This window comes from Streptomyces bauhiniae (assembly GCF_004784475.1).
Classification (GTDB): domain Bacteria; phylum Actinomycetota; class Actinomycetes; order Streptomycetales; family Streptomycetaceae; genus Streptomyces; species Streptomyces seoulensis.
The window spans coordinates 319,098-336,072 of the sequence record NZ_SRRT01000002.1; the positions used below are offsets into that span (position 1 = coordinate 319,098).

Here is a 16,975-nt window from a genome sequence, read left to right on the forward strand (position 1 = left end):
GTGAAACTCGCGCACACGACGGCCCCTCACGCACCCTTCTCCCGCCGCGCGGGCCGGGTATGGACTGTGCCCGGCCCTCGCGAAGGACCCCCCGGCCGATCGCCGTGACGGCTTCCCCCGTCCGCCGGGGCGGTGTCAGATCCGCCAGGACCGCAGCCGGTCGGCCGCGCCGTACACGTCGGCGCGGCCGTCGGTCAGGTCGCGGACGAGGTCGACGAGAGCGCCGTACGGCGGGTCGATGCCGGCGCCGCTGATGTGCAGATAGGCGACGGCGGTGGCGCAGGCGAAGCGGGCGTTGGCCGAGGGCAGCGGGCGGAGCACGGCGAGGGTGTGCAGCAGGGCGGCGGCCCGCCAGGCGGGGTCGGAGTCGACGCCGAGCCGGGGCGGGTCGACGCGGTGCCGGGCGACGGCGGCGACCAGGGCGGAGAAGTCGTCCACCGAGGGCTGTTCGGGCAGGACGTCCTCATGACGCTGGAGCAGCCAGGGGACGTCGATGTGGATGACGGGGGCCATCGCCGGTCAGGCGGCCTCTCCCCTGGCCGGAACGGCCTCGTCGTCGGGGAAGGCGGCGGCGAACTCCTCGGCGTGCGCGGTGAAGAAGGCCCGGAACGTCTCCGCGCCCTCCTTCAGCGCCCGGTGCCGGGCGATGTCCGCCGCGGCCGCCTCCCGCACCAGGGCCTTCATCGACGTACCGCGTTCCTTGGCGATCTGCCGCAGGTCCGCTAGTTCGCGCTCGCTGAACTCCACGTTGAGAGCTGGCATGCCCTCAACGGTACCGCGAGGGTACTCACCCGTAAATCGAGCCAGATCAGCCACCCGCTCCCCCGGTACCTGGCGCCCCGGACCCCTCGCCGGGCCGACACCAGCAGACGCGCCGCCCCCAGATCCATCACATATGAGCACAAAAAGTGTCTTATTTCCTTCATGCATACACCTTCGCGGCGTACTCTCCTCCGCGTCCCGCTCGCTGCCGCGGGCGCGGGACTCCTGGCCGCCTGCTCCGACTCGGGCCCCCGGCCCCGGCCCGGACCGCGCGGCACGATGATGGCGGCGGGGAACTTCGTCCCGCCGGGGCCCGCGGGTTACGTCGAACCGTCGGGTCCGGAGGTCCGGGCCGCCGAGCGGCGGCGCGGATCGGGCCGGGTGCGCATGTACTCGCTCACGGCTGGCGAGACCACGCTGGACCTGGGCGGCCGGTCCGTGCGCACCTGGGCGTACCAGGACGCGCTGCCCGGACCGCTGGTGCGGGCGACCGCCGGTGACGTGCTGAGCATCACGCTCGCCAACCGGCTCCCGGAGACCACCACCCTCCACTCGCACGGCGTCCGGCTGCGCTGCGACATGGACGGCGCGCCGGGTCTCACCCAGGACGCCATCCCGGCCGGGATGGACTTCAACTACCGCTTCACCGTCGCCGACCCCGGCACCTACCTGCTGCACAGCCACGTCGGCATGCAGCCGGACCGGGGCCTGTACGCGCCGCTCGTGGTGGACGATCCCCACGAGCCGCTGAAGTACGACAAGGAGTGGGTGGTCGTCCTCGACGACTGGGTGGACGGTGTGGACGGCTCCACCCCGGAGAAGGTGCTGCGGCAGCTCAAGCCGGGCGGCGGCATGGCGATGATGGGCCCCCAGCACCCGGCCCGCCCGACCGCCCACCCGCACGAGCCCCCGATGTCGGCCATGCCCGACCCGCCGAAGAACACCGGCCCCAACCGCATGCTGCACGGGCCGAAGAGCCGCATCCTGGACGGGGTCGGCGGCAACGTCTCGTACCCCATCTACCTGATCAACGGGCGCCGGCCGGGCGCGCCGACCTCGTTCAAGTGCCGTCCCGGCGAGCGGGTGCGGCTGCGCATCATCAACGCGGGCTCGGACACCGCCTTCCGGGTGGCGCTCGGCGGCCACAAGCTGACGGTGACGCACACCGACGGCTACCCGGTCCAGCACCGGGAGACGGACGCGCTGCTGGTCGGCATGGCGGAGCGGTACGACGTGCTGATCACGGCCAAGGACGGGGTGTTCCCGCTGGTCGCGGTGGCCGAGGGCAAGAGCGGTCAGGCGCTCGCGGTGCTCCGTACCGACAACGGCAGAACCGTTCCTCCTGCGGATGTGAAGCTGCCGGAGCTGGACCGCGAGGTGCTCCCGGCGCGCCGTCTGGTGCCCGCCGACTCCGTCGCCCTGGACCACCGCGAGCCGGACCGCGAGATGCGCATCAGGGTCACCGGCACCATGGCGAAGTACGACTGGGGCTTCGACCACAAGCAGTACGACGTGCGCGAACGGCACGCGGTGCGGGCCGGGGAGCGGGTGCGGATGACCCTGATCAACGCCACCGACATGTGGCACCCGCTGCATCTGCACGGCCACACCTTCGCGCTGACCGGCCTCGACGCGGTGGGCGCCCGCAAGGACACCGCCGTGGTGCTCCCGCACCGCAAGCTGGTCATCGACTTCGACGCCGACAACCCCGGTCTGTGGATGCTGCACTGCCACAACCAGTACCACTCGGAGAGCGGCATGATGACGGTGCTCGGCTACAAGAAGTGAGCCGGGCCGCGTGAGTGACCCCGGACCCGCCCCGGTGGCGGGTCAGTGGGCGCGCAGCCAGGGCCGGACCAGCCTGCGGGCCTCGTGCAGCCGGGACTTCAGGGTGCCGAGCGGAATGCCCGCGCGTTCGGCGGCCTCGGCGTACTCCAGTTGGCACAGGTCGCGGTAGACCAGCGGGGCGACCAGGTGCGGGTGCTCGCGCTCCAGCCGGTCCAGCGCCTCCAGCAGGTCGATCCGGGAGCCCGCGATGACGCTGGTGGTGCGCGGGTCGGCGGGTTCCGGCACCTCGGCGGGGGCGGGCTGTTCGGCGGCCCGCCGCTTCAGCTCGCGGTACTTCTGCCGGCAGCAGTTGGCGACGACCGTGTAGAGCCAGGTGCTGAAGCGGCTGCGGCCCTCGAAGCCGCCGATGTGCCGGGCCACCTGGAGCAGTACGTCCTGGGCGGCCTCCTCGGCGTCCTCCCGGCAGGGCAGGAAGCGCCCGCAGCGGCGCACCACCTCCGGCCGCAGCTCGGTCAGCAGCCGGTCCAGGGCCGCCCGGTCGCCCGCGGCCGCCAGGCGGGCCAGCTCCTCGGCCGTCGCGGCGTCCGGCACGTCGGCTCTCCTCTCGAAGTCGATCTCGGGCCAGGCATGATAGTCGTATGCATTCCCCGGAGCGGATCGGCCGGTACCGCCTGCGACAGCGCCTGGGCAGCGGCGCGTTCGCCACGGTGTGGCTCGCCCACGACGACGAACTGGACGCCCTGGTGGCGGTCAAGGTGCTCGCCGACAACTGGTCCCACCGCCTCGATGTGCGCGAGCGCTTCCTCTCCGAGGCCCGGCTGCTGCGCCGGGCGGGGTCCAGCCGGGTGGTGCAGGTCTACGACATCGGTGAACTGGACGACGGCAGGCCGTACTTCGTCATGGAGTACGCCGACGGGGGCACCCTCGCCGACCTCGGCGCCGACGGCCCACTGCCGGTGCCCGAGGCGCTGGAGCTGACGGCGCTGGCCGCGCGGGGCGCCGCCGCGCTGCACGAGGCGGGGATCGTGCACCGGGACATCAAGCCGGTCAACCTGCTGCTGCGCACCGCCCCGGACGGCGGGCGCCGGCTGCTGCTGGCCGACCTGGGGCTGGCCAAGAGCCTGGCGCAGGCGTCGGCGCTGACCCTGGCTGCGGGCTCGGCGGGCTACCAGCCCCCGGAGCAGGCCGAGCCGGGCGCGGGCATCGACGAGCGCGCCGACGTCTACAGCCTGGGCGCGGTGGGCTACGAGCTGCTCACCGGCACCGTGCCGGGCCCGCCGGGCAAGGCCGTACCGCCCAGCCGTCTGCGGTCGGACCTGGACCCCGGCGTGGAGCGGGCGGTGCTGCGGGCGCTGGAGCCGGACCGCGAGCGGCGCTGGCCCTCCGCGCGGGCGTTCGCCGACGAACTGGACCGGCTGGCGGCGGCCCCCGCCCGGCAGGGGTGGTCCGGCCGCAGGCGCGCGCTCCTCGCCGTGGCGGCCGCGATCGCCCTGGTGGCGGCCGGAAGCGTGACGGCGCTGGTGCTGCACCGGCCCGCCGGGGGCACCGACGCGGCGCGGGTACGGGACGCCTCCGGGCGGATCTCCGTCCAGGTGCCCGCCGGCTGGGACCGGGAGCTGCGCGACTCCGGGTGGGACCCGCGCGCCCTCGGGCTGTCCGGCGGCAAGGAGCCGGGGCTGGTGGTCGCGGACGACCTGTCCCGCTGGTCCGACCTCGGTGCGCCGGTGAACGGGGTGTTCGTCGGTGTGGGCGAGGGGGATCTCACCGGGCGGGTGGACGCGCTGGCGCACTCCGGGTGCCGGGGCGCGGACCGGCGTGCGTTCACCGGGTCCGGCTGGCGGGGCACGGTGCGGGTGTGGAGCGGCTGCGCGGGCGGGGGCTCGGTCACGGAGTCCGCCTTGCGCCCCTCGGACGGCGCGCACGGCCCGCAGGTGTACGTACAGGTGCGCCAGCACGGCGACCCGGACGCCACCGACGGCATACTCCGCTCGCTCCGGGTCACCTGATCGGGGGGAACCCCCGTCCGGCGTGGCGGGGAGGCCCCGCCGAGCGGAGACTTTTCCGGGCGCGGAAGTTTTTTCCTCCTCGTCCGAACTTTTCCGCCGGACGGCGCATCGGAAGCTGTGACGGCGCATCCGGCGCCGACGGCACGCGGACCCCGCGGGCCGTGGATTACAGGGAGGCTTGTGCGACATGGCGAACTCATCCCCGGCCAGGCGGCGCGGGACCCTGCTCGTGGGCTCCGCCGCCGTACTGGGCTTCCTGACCGCCTGCGGCAACGGCGACGTGGGCGCGGCCCCGGCGAAGACGGTGTCCGGCTCGGCGGCCCCCGCGACCGAGACCTCGGCCCCGGCCGAGTCCACCGGCTCGCCCGACCCCGCCGACACGCCGTCGCCGGTGACCCAGAGCGGGGGCACCACGAACCCCAGCTCGGCGCCGGACACGGCGACGAAGACCGTCAAGCCCGACAGCGCGAAGAGCACGCGCTGCCACACCTCGGAGCTGCGGGCGGCCGTGGGCCGCAACGATCCGGGCGCCGGGCAGGAGAACTTCCCCGTCGTCCTCACCAACAAGTCGTCCCGCACCTGCACCCTGCGCGGCTATCCGGGCGCGGCCTTCGTGAACGCCTCCGGCACCCAGCTCGGCCCCGACCCGCAGCGCACCTCGGGCTCCCCGGTGACGGTCACGCTGCGCCCCGGCCAGAGCGCCTGGGCCGGGCTGACCTTCTCCAACCCGCAGATCAGCGGCGCGAAGACGGCGAAGCCGGCCTCGCTGGTCATCACCCCGCCCGATGAGCGGGACCCGCTGAAGGTGACCTGGACGGGCGGCGCGGTGCCGGTCTCCGGGAACTCCTCCTCGGTCCGCCTGACCGTCTTCGCCCCCGGTTCGGGCGCCTGACCTGACACGACGGTGCGCCGGGTCCCGGTCGGCCCGGCGCACCGGGTTCTGTTTTCATGAGCGGGCACATCACCACCGGTCCGGAGGATCGCCCTGAACACCCCGCTCGCCGAGGCCCTGTCGGCCGTCCTGCTCGTCGCCGTCCTCGCCTGGGCGGTGGTACGGCCCTTCGGCCGGTCCGAGGCGGTCCTCGCGGTGCCCGCCGCCGGGATCGCCATCCTCACCGGCGCCATCTCCCTGGACCACGCGCGCGACGAGGTGGCCCGGCTGGGCCCGGTGGTCGGCTTCCTGGCCGCGGTGCTCGTCCTGGCCCACTTCTGCGACGTGGAGGGCCTGTTCCGGGCCTGCGGGGCGTGGATGGCCCGCTGGTCGCGGGGGCGGCCGGTACGGCTGCTGACGGCGGTGTTCGCGCTGGCGTCGGTGATCACCGCCGTACTGAGCCTGGACGCGACGATCGTGCTGCTCACCCCGGTGGTGTTCGCCACGGCGGCCCGCTCCGGCGTGCGCCCAAAGCCGCACGTCTACGCCTGCACCCATCTGTCGAACACGGCGTCACTGCTGCTGCCGGTGTCCAATCTGACGAACCTGCTGGCCTTCGCGGCGAGCGGACTGTCCTTCACCCGGTTCGCGGCGCTGATGGCGCTGCCGTGGCTGGCCGCGATCGCGGTGGAGTACGCGGTGTTCCGGCGCTTCTTCCGCCGCGACCTGTCGGCGGCGGCGCCGGCCGCGCGGGACACCGGCGAGGAGCCGCCGCTGCCGGTGTTCGCGCTGGTGACCGTGGGCTGCACGCTCGCCGGGTTCGTGGTGGCGTCGGCGTTCGGCGTCGATCCGGCGTGGGCGGCAGCGGCGGGCGCGCTGGTCATGGCCGGGCGGGCCGTGCTGCGGCGGCAGGCGACCCCGCTGTCCGTGGTGCGGGCGGCCGCGCCGCCGTTCCTGGCCTTCGTGCTGGCGCTGGGCGTGGTGGTGCGGGCGGTCGTGGACAACGGTCTCTCGGACGCGCTCGGGCACCTGCTGCCGTCGGGGAGCGGGCTGCTCGCGCTGCTGGGGATCGCCGCGCTGGCCGCCGTACTGGCCAACCTGATCAACAACCTGCCCGCCGTGCTGGTGCTGCTGCCGCTGGCCGCGCCGGGCGGGGCGGGCGCGGTGCTGGCGGTGCTGCTGGGCGTGAACATCGGCCCGAACCTCACCTACGCCGGTTCGCTGGCCACCCTGCTGTGGCGGCGGATCGTGCACCAGCACGACGAGGGCGTGGACCTCGGGGAGTTCACCCGGCTGGGTCTGATCGCCGTGCCCTCGGCGCTGGCGGTGTCGGTGGTGGCACTGTGGGGGGCGCTGCGGCTCTTCTGACGGGGTGGCGTGGATGCGAGGAGGACATCGGATGCGTGCGGTCGTCTGGCTCGTCGAGGGCACCTGGCCCGCCTGTGTGGACGCGGTGCGCGTGCACGCCCCGCACGCCCGTGAGGTGGTGCTGCTCCATGTGTCGGGCTCCGAGGTGCCCGGTGTGGCGCACGGCGCGTTCGCGGGGCTGATGGGGCGCGGGCGGGCCTGGGAGGCCGATCCGGGCGACCGTCTCCAGGCCCTCGGCGACGGCTCGGCGGCGGAGCTGCTGGACGCGGCCGCCGAACGGCTGGGCCGACCCTGTGTACGCGAGGAGCGGTCGGGCCGGCCGGAGCGCGAGGTGGTCGCGGCGGCCGAGGGCGCGGGCCTGCTCGTCCTGGCCCGTGACGGCGACCGCTCCCGCCTCGGCCCCCACAGCCTGGGCCCGGCCGCGCGCTTCATCGTCGACCACGCGCCCTGCCCGGTGCTCCTGGTGTGGCCCGAACAGGCGCCGGGCCTGGGCACGATCCCGCCCCCGCCGCACCACCGCTGAGGTGACGGCTCAGCGGTGCCGGCCTCCGTAGCCACCGCCCCCGTACCGGCGACCGTCTCGCCCGCCGTCCCAGCCGCAGCGGTCCCGGTACGAGGAGCAGGAGTCGTCGTCCGTCGCGCTGGGTGTCGGGCTGGCGGACGGGGTCGGTGTAAGCGTCGGGCTCGCGGAATGCTGGGTCGGGCTCGGCTTCGCCGGGGTGCGGCGGGCCGAGGCCGAGGGGGACCCCTTGTCCCAGTTGACGACCTCCATCTGCGGGTCGTTGCGGGCGGTGTCCACGACCCAGCGCTGGACGGCGGTCTCGGCGCGGTTCTTCAGCACCAGCGCGCCGGAGCCGTCGGTGGCCGCCGGGGTGAGGGCGAGATTCTGGTTCCAGCGGGGCACCAGGGTGCCCTGGAGGGTGAAGTCGTAGCGGATGAAGCGGCCGTCGGTGCCGGTGGCCGAGCAGGGGGCGAGCCGGACCGAGTAGCCGAGGCGGGAGTCCAGGCAGAGCGCGGGCGCCGCGTCGCTGCGCAGCCGCCCGTCCGCCTCGTACCGCCAGCGCTGGCCGGGTGCCGAGGAGCAGGTGACGACCTCGGTCTCGGCGCCCTCGACGGCCTTCTTCCCGACGATGCCGACGCAGCGCCCGGAGGCCACGTTGTGCAGGCGCCCCCGGACGGTCGGCCGGTTGCCGTCCGCGCCAGCCCAGGACGGCTGCGGCGCGGGCTGGGAGGAGTCCGGCGCCGGGGACGGGGTGGCTTCGTGGGCGCTGGTGGGGCCGTCGTCGGAGCCGAGCACCGACCAGAGCACCAGGGGCAGCGCGACGAGGGCGCTGACGGTCGCGACGGCCAGCGAGACATTGCGGCGCCGGACCCGCCGGGCCGCGCGGTGGGCGGTACGGCCGACGGGAGGCCGCTCCCCCTCGGCGGCGGCGGGCGGGGGTACGAACTCCTCGCCGCCGGCGGGCAGGGGCGGCACCGGTGCGGGCGGTGCGGCGCTGTCGTCGGCGCGGGCGGCGAGGTAGGCGGCGGCGCCCCAGCCGAGCACGGCCTCGGCGAGCGCGAGGGGGAGCCCGTCGTGGAAGCGGGCGAGCTGGTCGGCGGTGCGGGCGCAGTGACCGCAGCCGTCGAGGTGGCCGCGCAGGTCCGGGTCCATGGCGAGACCGCCACCGCGCCGGAAGGTGACGTCCAGCATCCGCAGATAGCGTCCGCACTCGGCGTCGGGGGCGAGTTCGCGGTGGGTCTGCAGGCACTCCTCGCGCAACCGGTCCCGGGCGCGGCCCAGTTCGACGGCCGTGCTCTCCTCGTCCAGCCCGAGCAGCGCGGCGGGCACGGCGAGCGGTTCGCCCTCGACCTCGGTGTGCCAGAGCACGGCGCGGGAGGGCTGGGACAGCCGCTGGAAAGCGCGGGCCAGCAGCCGTCGGCCGGGCGGCGGGAGCAGCCGGGCGGCGGCGCGCTCTCCGCTCGCCGGGTCGGGCCGCAGCGCGGGGTGCAGGAGTTCCTGGCGGCCGTCGGTGTCCCACTCGGCGGCGATGCGCCGTACGGTGACCAGGAGTTGGGGCCGCCAGGCGGCGGACGGACCGGCCTGGCGCAGCGACTCGCCGAAGAGCCGGGTGAACGCGGCCGTGGTCAGCATCCCGGCCGCGCGCGGCCCGTCGGTGCACAGCCGGGCGTAGGCGAAGGCGGCGGCCCAGTGCCGGTCGAGGAGTTCGCCGACGGGGTGGAGGGCGGACGCCGATCCCGTCCACTTCTGGAGTTCCGCGCTGAGTTCGCCGTCGGAGATACCGAACGGCCCGGCGGAATCCTGGGAATTCGACGGCCCTTCACCCTTCACGCGCCATTCCTCCAGAATCCACCCGGATGAGGTCCGTACCGGTCGGCAGGACAGTGGACGAGGTGACCTCAACTCCGTTTCGGTGAAGGGAAATCACCCCCGTCACGGCGACGCACACTTTCGCACAGGGCGACAGGGGGGAACAAGAGATCTCCCGTCGGAAAACGGGTTCGCGGGAGATCTTTGACCCGTATTCAGGAGACGCGAAATCGTTGATGCGTCAAAGAAGCCCGGACGGGCATTTACGGGCACCGAGTTGACGTGCTCCGGGCCGCCGGGTTGGATCATCCGGGTGCCGACCGAGACCAGCCCGCGCGGCGGGAGCCGAGCCGTTCTCCTCGCCCTCGCGCTGCTCCTCACCGGCTGCGGCTCGGGGAGCGCCACCCCGGAGGGCCCCCAACTGCCGCCCAGGCACGCCGGGTTCGACTACCAGATCGGCGGCGCCTACCCGCCGCCCGCCGGGGTCCGCGTCGTCACCCGCGACCGCGCCGACTCCCCCGCCGAGGGGCTGTACAACGTCTGCTACGTCAACGCCTTCCAGGCCCAGCCGCAGGAGCGCGCCGACTGGCCGGCCGACCTGCTGCTGCGCGACCGCGCGGGCAAGGTCGTCATCGACGAGGACTGGGACGAGCCCCTGCTCGACATCGGCACCCCGGCCAAGCGGAAACGGATCGCCGACCGGGTGAACCGCTGGACCGACGGCTGCGCGGACAAGGGCTACGACGCGGTCGAGTTCGACAACTACGACAGCTACACCCGCTCCCGCCACCTGCTCACCCCCGCCGACGCGACCGCCTTCATGCGCCTGCTCACCCGGCACGCGCACACCCGCCACCTGGCCGTCGGCCAGAAGAACACCCCGGAGCTGGCCGGGAAGCGCGAGGGTGCCGGTCTCGACTTCGCGGTGGCCGAGGAGTGCGGCCAGTACGACGAGTGCGGCACCTACGCCCGCGCCTACGACGACCGGGTGCTGGACATCGAGTACACCGACGTGGGCCTGCGCAAGGCGCTGGCCGGCTGGGGCGCACGGCTCAGCATCGTCCGCCGCGACCTGGACGTCTCCACACCGGGCGAGGCGGGGTACGTACGCCGGACCGGCTGATGCCGTCAGGGCCGGTCCAGCAGCTCAAGACCGCGTGTCCACGCGAACCCGTCCGGCACCCTGCCCTCGCCGAAGCGGACGCCGAGCCCGCGGAGCCGGGTCAGGCTCTCCTGGTAGGCGGGGTGGGCGGCCAGCGCCTCCCCCACGCTGGGCAGCACCGCGATCGGTACGCCGAGCCCCAGCGCCTCGCACAGGGTGCCGACGGCCAGGGTGTCCGCGATGCCCAGTGCCCACTTGTTGACGGTGTTGAAGGTCGCCGGGGCCACCACGATCGCGTCCGGCGGCGGGAAGGGGCGCGGGTCGGCCGGGGAGCGCCAGGCGGAGCGGACCGGGCGGCCGGTGCGGGACTCGGTGCCGGGCGCGTCGAAGAAGCCGTTCATCGCGGCCGGGGTGGCGATCACGCCCACCTCCCAGCCCCGCTCCTGGGCCTCGGCGATCAGTGTGCCGACGCCGGAGGCGACCCCGGCCGCGCAGACGACGACGTAGAGAAAGGGTTTCCCGGCGAGTTCGGTCACCGGGAAACCCTATAAGCCCACCTGGGCGGCGGTCAGCTCTCGGTGACGGTGATCGCGCCGACCGGGCAGGCGCGGGCGGCCTCGCGGAGCATGGGGCTGCCCGCCCCGTCCTCGGCGCCGGGCAGCAGGGTGCTGTAGCCGTCGTCGTCCTGGGTGAACACGCTCGGGGCGGCCAGTGTGCACTGGCCCGCGCCGATGCAGAGGTCCTTGTCGATCTCGATGTCGGTGTGCATGGCGAGAAGCCTCTTACCAGGTCACGGGGAGTTCCAGCATCCCCTGGATCGTGTCGCCGGGCTTGAAGGGGATCTCCTCGGCCGGGACCGCCAGGCGCAGGCCGGGCAGCCGGGCGAAGAGGGTGCAGAGGGCGATCTCCAGCTCCGCGCGCGCCAGGTTCTGGCCCAGGCACTGGTGGATGCCGAAGCCGAAGGCGACGTGGTGGCGGGCGGAGCGGCCGAAGTCGAGGGCGTCGGGGTCGGCGTACACGGAGTCGTCGCGGTTGATCACCGAGGTGGAGAACATCACGCCCTCCCCGGCACGGATGGTGACCCCCTCGATCTCGATGTCGTCGACGGCCACCCGGAGCAGGCCGTCGGCGATGGACAGCATCCGCATCAGCTCCTCGACGGCCGTGGGGAGCAGCGCGGGGTCGGCGCGCAGCTCGGCCAGCCGGTCGGGGTGCTGGAGCAGGGTGTAGGTGCCGAGCGAGATCATGTTGGCGGTGGTCTCGTGCCCGGCGACCAGCAGGATGACGGCGAGCGAGACGACCTCGGCCCGGTCCAGCGCGCCCTCGCTGAGCTGCTTGTGGACCAGGTCGTCCAGCACCCCCTTCCCCGGCTCGGGGTGCCCGGCCTTGGCGTCGATGAGGCCGCCGAGGTAGGTCTCCAGCTCCTTGCGGGCGTTCTGGCTGTCGTCGGCCGTCGGCCCGCGCAGCAGCTTGCGGGACTGCTCCTCGAAGAACTCGTGGTCGGCGTACGGCACCCCGAGCAGGTCGCAGATGACCATGGACGGCACGGGCAGCGCGAAGGCCGACACCAGCTCGGCGCCGGGCCCCCGCTCGATCATGGCGTCCAGGAGGTCGTCGACGATTCCCTGGATGGCGGGCCGGAGCGCCGCGGCGCGTTTGACCGTGAACGACGGGATCATCATCCGCCGCTGGACCTGGTGCTCGGGGTCGTCCAGGCCCAGCAGGGCGACCCGGCGGTCCCGGACGCCCGCGAACCGGGCGGTGGGGATCGGGAACTCGGGGCGGCGCCGGTCGCTGGAGAGCCGGGGGTCGGCGAGCAGCGCGCGGGCCGCCGAGTGCCCGCTGACGGCCCAGACCTCGCGGCCGTCGTACAGGGTGACGCGGGACACGGGCCGGCCCTCGCGCAGCGGGCCGTACCCGGTGGGCGGGTGGTAGGGACAGGTGCGGTCCTGCGGGAAGGCGACGGGATCGGCCGCCTTCGCCGGGCCGGTGGTGTCCGTCAGTTCCGTCATGGATGGACCTCGCAGACGAAGAAGTACCTCGAACCGATCTTCATTAGATGCCCCGGGCACCTATGGGGCGACGGCAAGTTCGGCCAGATCGGCGACCCGTCGGATCTGGCCGAAGAAGCACGACCGCCCGAGGTGTGCGGGCACCGGAATCCGGTCGTCCGACGCACATCGGTCCTCCCAGTGTCGTCGCGTACGCCCCTTTTCGGCCACCCCCGGCCGGGACGGGACCGAGAGATCCGGCTATTCACCCGCGTGGCCCAGAGGATGCGCGGTACGGATGATTCCGGCGGCCCCCGGTGTTGCGGTGGACCGCAGGCGCGAAGCCGTCGGCAGGACGAGACACGACGAAGGGGACGAAGCCATGCCTCTTGAGGGCGAGTACGAGCCGAGCCCGGAGCAGTGGGTGCGCGATCAGGTGGAGCAGTACGAGAGTTCCGGCGGGCGGGAGGGGACGACGCTGCGCGACACCGGGCTGCCGGTGATCATCCTGACCACACGCGGCAACCGCAGCGGCAAGATCCGCAAGACCCCGCTGATGCGGGTGGAGCACGACGGGAAGTACGCGGTGGTCGCCTCCGTGGGCGGGGCGCCGAAGCACCCGGTCTGGTACTTCAACGTCAAGGCCGACCCGACGGTCGAACTCCAGGACGGACCCGAGAAGCGGGAGATGCGCGCCCGCGAGGTGAAGGGCGACGAGAAGGCCCATTGGTGGGAGCGGGCCGTCGCGGCCTACCCGCCCTACGCCGAGTACCAGCAGAAGACCGACCGCGAGATCCCGGTCTTCGTCCTGGAGCCGGCCGGCGCGAGCTGAACGGCCGCCGGGGGACGGTTCACCCCTTCCGCTTACGGCGGGTGTGAACCGTCCCCCGGAGGGCACGCGAAGGTCAGGCCCCGCCGCGCTCCCCCGTCGCGGCGGGGCTTTCGTGTGCGTCGCGCACGGCGCGGTCGGTGTGGTCGTGGCCCGTGTGGTCGCGGTCGGTGACGTCGAGGAAGATCTGACCGGCCTCGGGGAACATCTCGGCGACGGACCGCTTGATGCGGACGGCGACCTCCTCGACCTCCTCGCTGTCCATGCCGGGCACCAGGTCGATGCGCGCGGCCACCAGGGCGGAGTCGACGCCGGTCTTCATGGTGAACAGCGCCTCCACGCTGTCGATCTCCGGCTGCGCGCGCAGCAGTTCCCGTATCCGCCCGGTCAGCTCGGGGTCGGCGGCCTCGCCGATGAGCTGGTCGCGGGCGTCGCGGCCGAGGCGGTAGGCGACGTAGACCAGCAGGGCGCCGATCAGGATCGACGCGCAGCCCTCCCAGACGGCCTGCCCGGTGAGCATGTGCAGCACCATGCCGATGGCGGCGAAGGTCACGCCGAGCACCGCGGTGCCGTCCTCGGCGAGCACGGTGCGCAGCGCCGGGTCCTGGACGTCTCCGACGCCCTCGCCCTGCCGGTGGGCCTGGCGTACCGCCCGGATCAGGGAGATCCCCTCGGCGACGAAGGCGACGCCGAGCACGATGAGGCCCGCTATGTAGCCGCTGAACTTCTCCTCGCTGCCGTTCCTGATCGCCTCGAAGCCCTGGAAGAAGGAGAAGCAGCCGCCCATCACGAAGATGCCGACGGCCGCGAGCAGGGACCAGAAGAACCGTTCCTTGCCGTAGCCGAAGGGATGGCGGGCGTCCGGCGGGCGGCGGCTGCGGCTCAGCGCGGCCAGCAGGAACACCTCGTTCAGGCTGTCGGCCACGGAGTGCGCGGCCTCCGACAGCAGGGCGGGCGAGCCCGCGAAGATTCCGCCGACGGCCTTGGCCACCGCGATCACCAGGTTCGCGGCGAGGGCCACGAGGACGGTGACGCGGGTGTGTCCGTCGGAGTTGGCGGCCTCCTGGCCGTCGCTGTCGCCGGTCGTCGTGTCCGGCTGCTTTTCCGAAGTAGCGCTCACCTGTCGCCGGATGCCCCCGGCGGAGAGGATCACACGGGCCCGGACGGGGGAGGTCGGGGGCTCACCGGGGAGGACGCGGGCCCGGTGAGGAAGGAGTGTCACATGGCGAAGAAGAGCAGGAAGATGAGCAAGATCAAGGCGCCGCTGACGCAGAAACCAGTGGGCTTCGCGCTGAGCTGGGCCGGCGGTGCGCTGGCCGGGCTGGCCTTCCGGAAGGCGTGGATGGCGATCCGGCACGAGGAGGAGGCGCCCGACCCGCTGGACCCGGACCGCGGCTGGGGCGAGATCCTGCTGGCGGCGGCCGTGCAGGGCGCGATCTTCGCGGTGGCCCGCAGCGTGGTGGACCGGACCCGCGCCAAGGCGGTCGCCCGCTCCACGGGCACCTGGCCGCACCCGAACGCGGCTCCGGCCAGGCGCTGAACCACCCGGCCGGCGACGGAGCCGGAGGCAACGAACCGATCACAAACACACAGATTCGAACCGGCTCCGTCAAACCCGAAGACATATGTCAAGCGAACATGCTCAAATTCCTCCTGTCGAGCTGGTCGCCACGCGGCGCGGTCCCTCGCGGGCGCGGGTGGGACGGGTGGGAGGTGGTGCCGTCGTGCGGGAGGAACCCACCCCGCTCAGCCGGCATCTGCGGGTGCGCGAGGAGCACGGGCACACCGTGCTGGAGTTACGGGGTGAGATCGACATCGCCTCGGCGGCGGAGATCTCACCCCTGCTGGACCGGCTCACCGGCCGCGAGCGCGCCCGGGTGGTGCTGGATCTGCGCCCCGTGGAGTTCTTCGACTGCTCGGGGCTGCGCCTGGTCGGCCGGGCCCGGCACCGCGTCCTGGAACGCGGCGGCCGCATCCAACTGGTCTGCGTGCACCCGCTGACCCTGCGCGTCCTCGCGGTCACGGGCCTGACCCGCGTCCTGCCCCCGCACCCGACCCTGGAGTCGGCGCTGCGGGCCTCCGAGAATTCCTAGGCTTCCGCCGGCTGCTCGAACAGCGCGCTCACCGATTCCCCGTCATGGATGCGCCGTACCGCCTCCGCCAGCGCCGGGGCGATGGACAGCACCCGGAGCTTGTCGGTGCGCTCGTCCTCCGGGACCGGCACGGTGTTGGTGCAGACGATCTCCAGGACGTCCGGCTGCTCCCCCAGCCGCTTCAGCGCCCCGGCCGCGAACAGGCCGTGGGTGCAGGCGACCCGGATCGAGCGCGGGCCCAGCTCCCGCAGCCGGTCCAGCAGTTCGAGCACCGTACTGCCCTTGGCGATCTCGTCGTCCAGCACGATCACGTCCCGGCCGGTGATGTCGCCGATGACCGAGCTGATGCTGACCCGGTCGTCCGCGAACCGCTGCTTGGCACCGGCCGCGACCCGGGCGCCGAGCAGCCGGGCGAAGGCGGCGGCCTCCTTGGCGTTGCCGAGGTCCGGGGAGACGACCGTGGTGCGGGAGAGGTCGTACTGGCGGAAGTGCGCGGCGAGTTCGCGCAGCGCGTGCAGATGGTCGACCGGCACCGAGAAGAAGCCGTGCACCTGCGGGGCGTGCAGGGTCATGGTGAGTACCCGGCTCGCGCCCGCCGCCACCAGCAGGTCCGCGACCAGCCGGCCGCCGAGCGAGATACGGGGCGTGTCCTTCTTGTCGGAGCGGGCGTAGGAGTAGTGCGGCATGACGACGGTGATCCGGGCCGCCGAGGCGCCGCGGGCCGCGTCGCACATCATCAGCAGCTCCACCAGGTGCTCCTGCACCGGCCGTACCAGGGGCTGGATCAGGAACACGTCCCGTTCCCGGCAGTTGGCGCGGAGCTGGACCTCCAGGCAGTCGTTGGCGAACCTGCTGACCCGCGCCGGGCTGAGCGTGACGCCCAGGTGCGCGCACACCTCCTCGGCCAGCCGGGGGTGGGCGCTGCCGCTGAAGACGGCGATGTCTCGCACGATCCGCTCCTCGCATGATCGGTACGGGCTGGGCGGCCATGCTACCGGCCGCTCCTCCCCCGGCCCGGACGGCAGGCGTGGCGGGTCTCGTACGGGCGCGGCAGGGGTACGTACGTCAGCGGTGGGGGATGGTCAACTCGCTTGCCTGTTCGCTTACTTGGTGGGCATCCGAGGAGGGGGAAGGGAGAACCGTGGAAAAGACGACTACGGCCGGCGGCACGACGGAAGTCCAGCAGCGGCCCCGGCGGCGGACGCCGCTCTGGGTCAAGGTACTGGCGGGCATCGCCCTGGTGCTGGTGCTGCTGTTCGCCGGGATACGGCTGGCCGTGCTGCCCGGCATCAAGGACCTGTTCGGCACCGAGTCCCGCGACCGCTCGGGCCCGGCGCTGCTCCAGTCCATCCAGGACATGAGCCGCTACCAGGCCGCCTCGGGCAACTTCCAGGTCGTCGTGGACCTGGAGAAGAACGCCAAGTACCTGCCCGACGCGCTGCGCGGCACCCGCACGCTGTACGTCGGCGCGGGCACCGTGGACTCCTATGTGGACCTCGGCAAGGTCGGCGAGAAGGACGTGACGGTCAACGACGACCGCACCTCCGCCGTGCTGAAGCTGCCGCACGCCCAGCTCGGCAAGCCCGCGCTGGACCCGGACCGCTCCTACGCCGTCTCCAAGCAGCGGGGTCTGCTGGACCGGCTGGGCGATCTGTTCTCGGACAACCCCAACGGCGAGCAGGCGGTGCAGAAGCTGGCCGTCGAGCACATCGGCGAGGCCGCCCGGGACAGCGAGCTGACCGCGCGCGCCGAGTCCAACACCACCGGCATGCTCCAGGGCCTGCTGCGCTCCCTCGGCTTCACGGACGTACGCGTGTCGTACGGCTCCTGACGCCTTGCCCGGTGCGGCATCAC

The 16,975-nt window shown here is 73.3% G+C and carries 19 protein-coding genes; 10 read left to right on the forward strand and 9 right to left on the reverse strand.

The annotated features are described in order from the left end of the window. Positions 1–135: 135 nt before the first annotated feature. Both E5083_RS06700 and E5083_RS06705 read right to left on the reverse strand, forming a co-directional pair. Positions 136–513, reverse strand: a complete 378-nt coding sequence (locus E5083_RS06700) for a toxin Doc (RefSeq protein ID WP_135784668.1) — start codon at positions 511–513, stop codon at positions 136–138. Between the two features lie 6 nt (positions 514–519). Continuing rightward, entirely contained in the window at positions 520–762 is a 243-nt protein-coding gene (locus E5083_RS06705) for a hypothetical protein (protein ID WP_078858354.1), read from the reverse strand. Between the two features lie 162 nt (positions 763–924). On the opposite strand from E5083_RS06705, the gene E5083_RS06710 reads away from it, so the two are divergent. Further along, complete coding sequence (locus tag E5083_RS06710) at positions 925–2,550, forward strand: multicopper oxidase family protein (RefSeq protein WP_135784669.1); 1,626 nt, start codon at positions 925–927, stop codon at positions 2,548–2,550. Positions 2,551–2,592: 42 nt separating this feature from the next. Here E5083_RS06710 and E5083_RS06715 read toward each other — a convergent pair whose 3' ends face one another. Further along, positions 2,593–3,141 (reverse strand): RNA polymerase sigma factor, encoded by a 549-nt coding sequence (locus E5083_RS06715; RefSeq protein ID WP_135784670.1) that lies wholly within the window; start codon positions 3,139–3,141, stop codon positions 2,593–2,595. A 47-nt stretch (positions 3,142–3,188) separates the two neighbouring features. Between E5083_RS06715 and E5083_RS06720 the strand changes: the two genes are divergently transcribed. From E5083_RS06720 to E5083_RS06735, 4 genes are all read left to right on the forward strand, one after another. Beyond that, a complete protein-coding gene (locus E5083_RS06720; RefSeq protein ID WP_135784671.1) occupies positions 3,189–4,556 on the forward strand; it encodes a serine/threonine-protein kinase in 1,368 nt (455 codons plus the stop codon). A gap of 187 nt (positions 4,557–4,743) precedes the next feature. Continuing rightward, a complete protein-coding gene (locus tag E5083_RS06725) occupies positions 4,744–5,448 on the forward strand; it encodes a DUF4232 domain-containing protein (protein ID WP_135784672.1) in 705 nt (234 codons plus the stop codon). Between the two features lie 93 nt (positions 5,449–5,541). Continuing rightward, positions 5,542–6,795 carry an arsenic transporter gene (locus E5083_RS06730; protein ID WP_208754013.1) on the forward strand — a complete coding sequence of 418 codons (1,254 nt, stop codon included), beginning with the start codon at positions 5,542–5,544 and terminating at the stop codon, positions 6,793–6,795. 31 nt (positions 6,796–6,826) lie between these two features. Beyond that, positions 6,827–7,318: a universal stress protein gene (locus E5083_RS06735; protein ID WP_135784674.1), complete on the forward strand. Its 492-nt coding sequence runs from the start codon at positions 6,827–6,829 to the stop codon at positions 7,316–7,318. Positions 7,319–7,327: 9 nt separating this feature from the next. Here E5083_RS06735 and E5083_RS06740 read toward each other — a convergent pair whose 3' ends face one another. Then, a complete protein-coding gene (locus E5083_RS06740; protein WP_135784675.1) occupies positions 7,328–9,127 on the reverse strand; it encodes a ricin-type beta-trefoil lectin domain protein in 1,800 nt (599 codons plus the stop codon). 283 nt (positions 9,128–9,410) lie between these two features. Here E5083_RS06740 and E5083_RS06745 point away from each other — a divergent pair, with 283 nt between their 5' ends. Further along, a complete protein-coding gene (locus E5083_RS06745) occupies positions 9,411–10,229 on the forward strand; it encodes an endo alpha-1,4 polygalactosaminidase (protein WP_425276707.1) in 819 nt (272 codons plus the stop codon). A gap of 5 nt (positions 10,230–10,234) precedes the next feature. On the opposite strand, the gene E5083_RS06750 is transcribed toward E5083_RS06745, so the two are convergent. Genes E5083_RS06750 through E5083_RS06760 form a run of 3 tightly spaced genes read right to left on the reverse strand, consistent with a single transcriptional unit; the run spans position 10,235 to position 12,220 of the window. Then, positions 10,235–10,744, reverse strand: a complete 510-nt coding sequence (locus E5083_RS06750; RefSeq protein WP_135784677.1) for a flavoprotein — start codon at positions 10,742–10,744, stop codon at positions 10,235–10,237. Positions 10,745–10,776: 32 nt separating this feature from the next. Beyond that, a complete protein-coding gene (locus E5083_RS06755) occupies positions 10,777–10,977 on the reverse strand; it encodes a ferredoxin (RefSeq protein ID WP_135784678.1) in 201 nt (66 codons plus the stop codon). Positions 10,978–10,990: 13 nt separating this feature from the next. Then, positions 10,991–12,220 carry a cytochrome P450 gene (locus tag E5083_RS06760; protein WP_135784679.1) on the reverse strand — a complete coding sequence of 410 codons (1,230 nt, stop codon included), beginning with the start codon at positions 12,218–12,220 and terminating at the stop codon, positions 10,991–10,993. 361 nt (positions 12,221–12,581) lie between these two features. On the opposite strand from E5083_RS06760, the gene E5083_RS06765 reads away from it, so the two are divergent. After that, on the forward strand, positions 12,582–13,031 hold the full coding sequence (locus E5083_RS06765) for a nitroreductase family deazaflavin-dependent oxidoreductase (RefSeq protein ID WP_135784680.1): 450 nt from the start codon (positions 12,582–12,584) through the stop codon (positions 13,029–13,031). A gap of 73 nt (positions 13,032–13,104) precedes the next feature. Here E5083_RS06765 and E5083_RS06770 read toward each other — a convergent pair whose 3' ends face one another. Continuing rightward, positions 13,105–14,049 (reverse strand): cation diffusion facilitator family transporter, encoded by a 945-nt coding sequence (locus E5083_RS06770; RefSeq protein ID WP_244317458.1) that lies wholly within the window; start codon positions 14,047–14,049, stop codon positions 13,105–13,107. A gap of 201 nt (positions 14,050–14,250) precedes the next feature. On the opposite strand from E5083_RS06770, the gene E5083_RS06775 reads away from it, so the two are divergent. Further along, positions 14,251–14,568 carry a DUF4235 domain-containing protein gene (locus E5083_RS06775; RefSeq protein WP_135784681.1) on the forward strand — a complete coding sequence of 106 codons (318 nt, stop codon included), beginning with the start codon at positions 14,251–14,253 and terminating at the stop codon, positions 14,566–14,568. Positions 14,569–14,752: 184 nt separating this feature from the next. Then, on the forward strand, positions 14,753–15,121 hold the full coding sequence (locus E5083_RS06780) for an anti-sigma factor antagonist (protein WP_244317405.1): 369 nt from the start codon (positions 14,753–14,755) through the stop codon (positions 15,119–15,121). Here the strand turns inward: E5083_RS06780 and E5083_RS06785 are convergent. Next, positions 15,118–16,071, reverse strand: coding sequence for a ribose-phosphate diphosphokinase (locus tag E5083_RS06785; RefSeq protein WP_135784683.1), 954 nt, complete (start codon positions 16,069–16,071; stop codon positions 15,118–15,120). The two genes, E5083_RS06780 and E5083_RS06785, sit on opposite strands and share 4 nt — an antisense overlap. A gap of 191 nt (positions 16,072–16,262) precedes the next feature. Here E5083_RS06785 and E5083_RS06790 point away from each other — a divergent pair, with 191 nt between their 5' ends. Then, entirely contained in the window at positions 16,263–16,952 is a 690-nt protein-coding gene (locus E5083_RS06790; protein ID WP_425276699.1) for a DUF4230 domain-containing protein, read from the forward strand. The last annotated feature ends 23 nt before the right edge of the window (positions 16,953–16,975 follow it).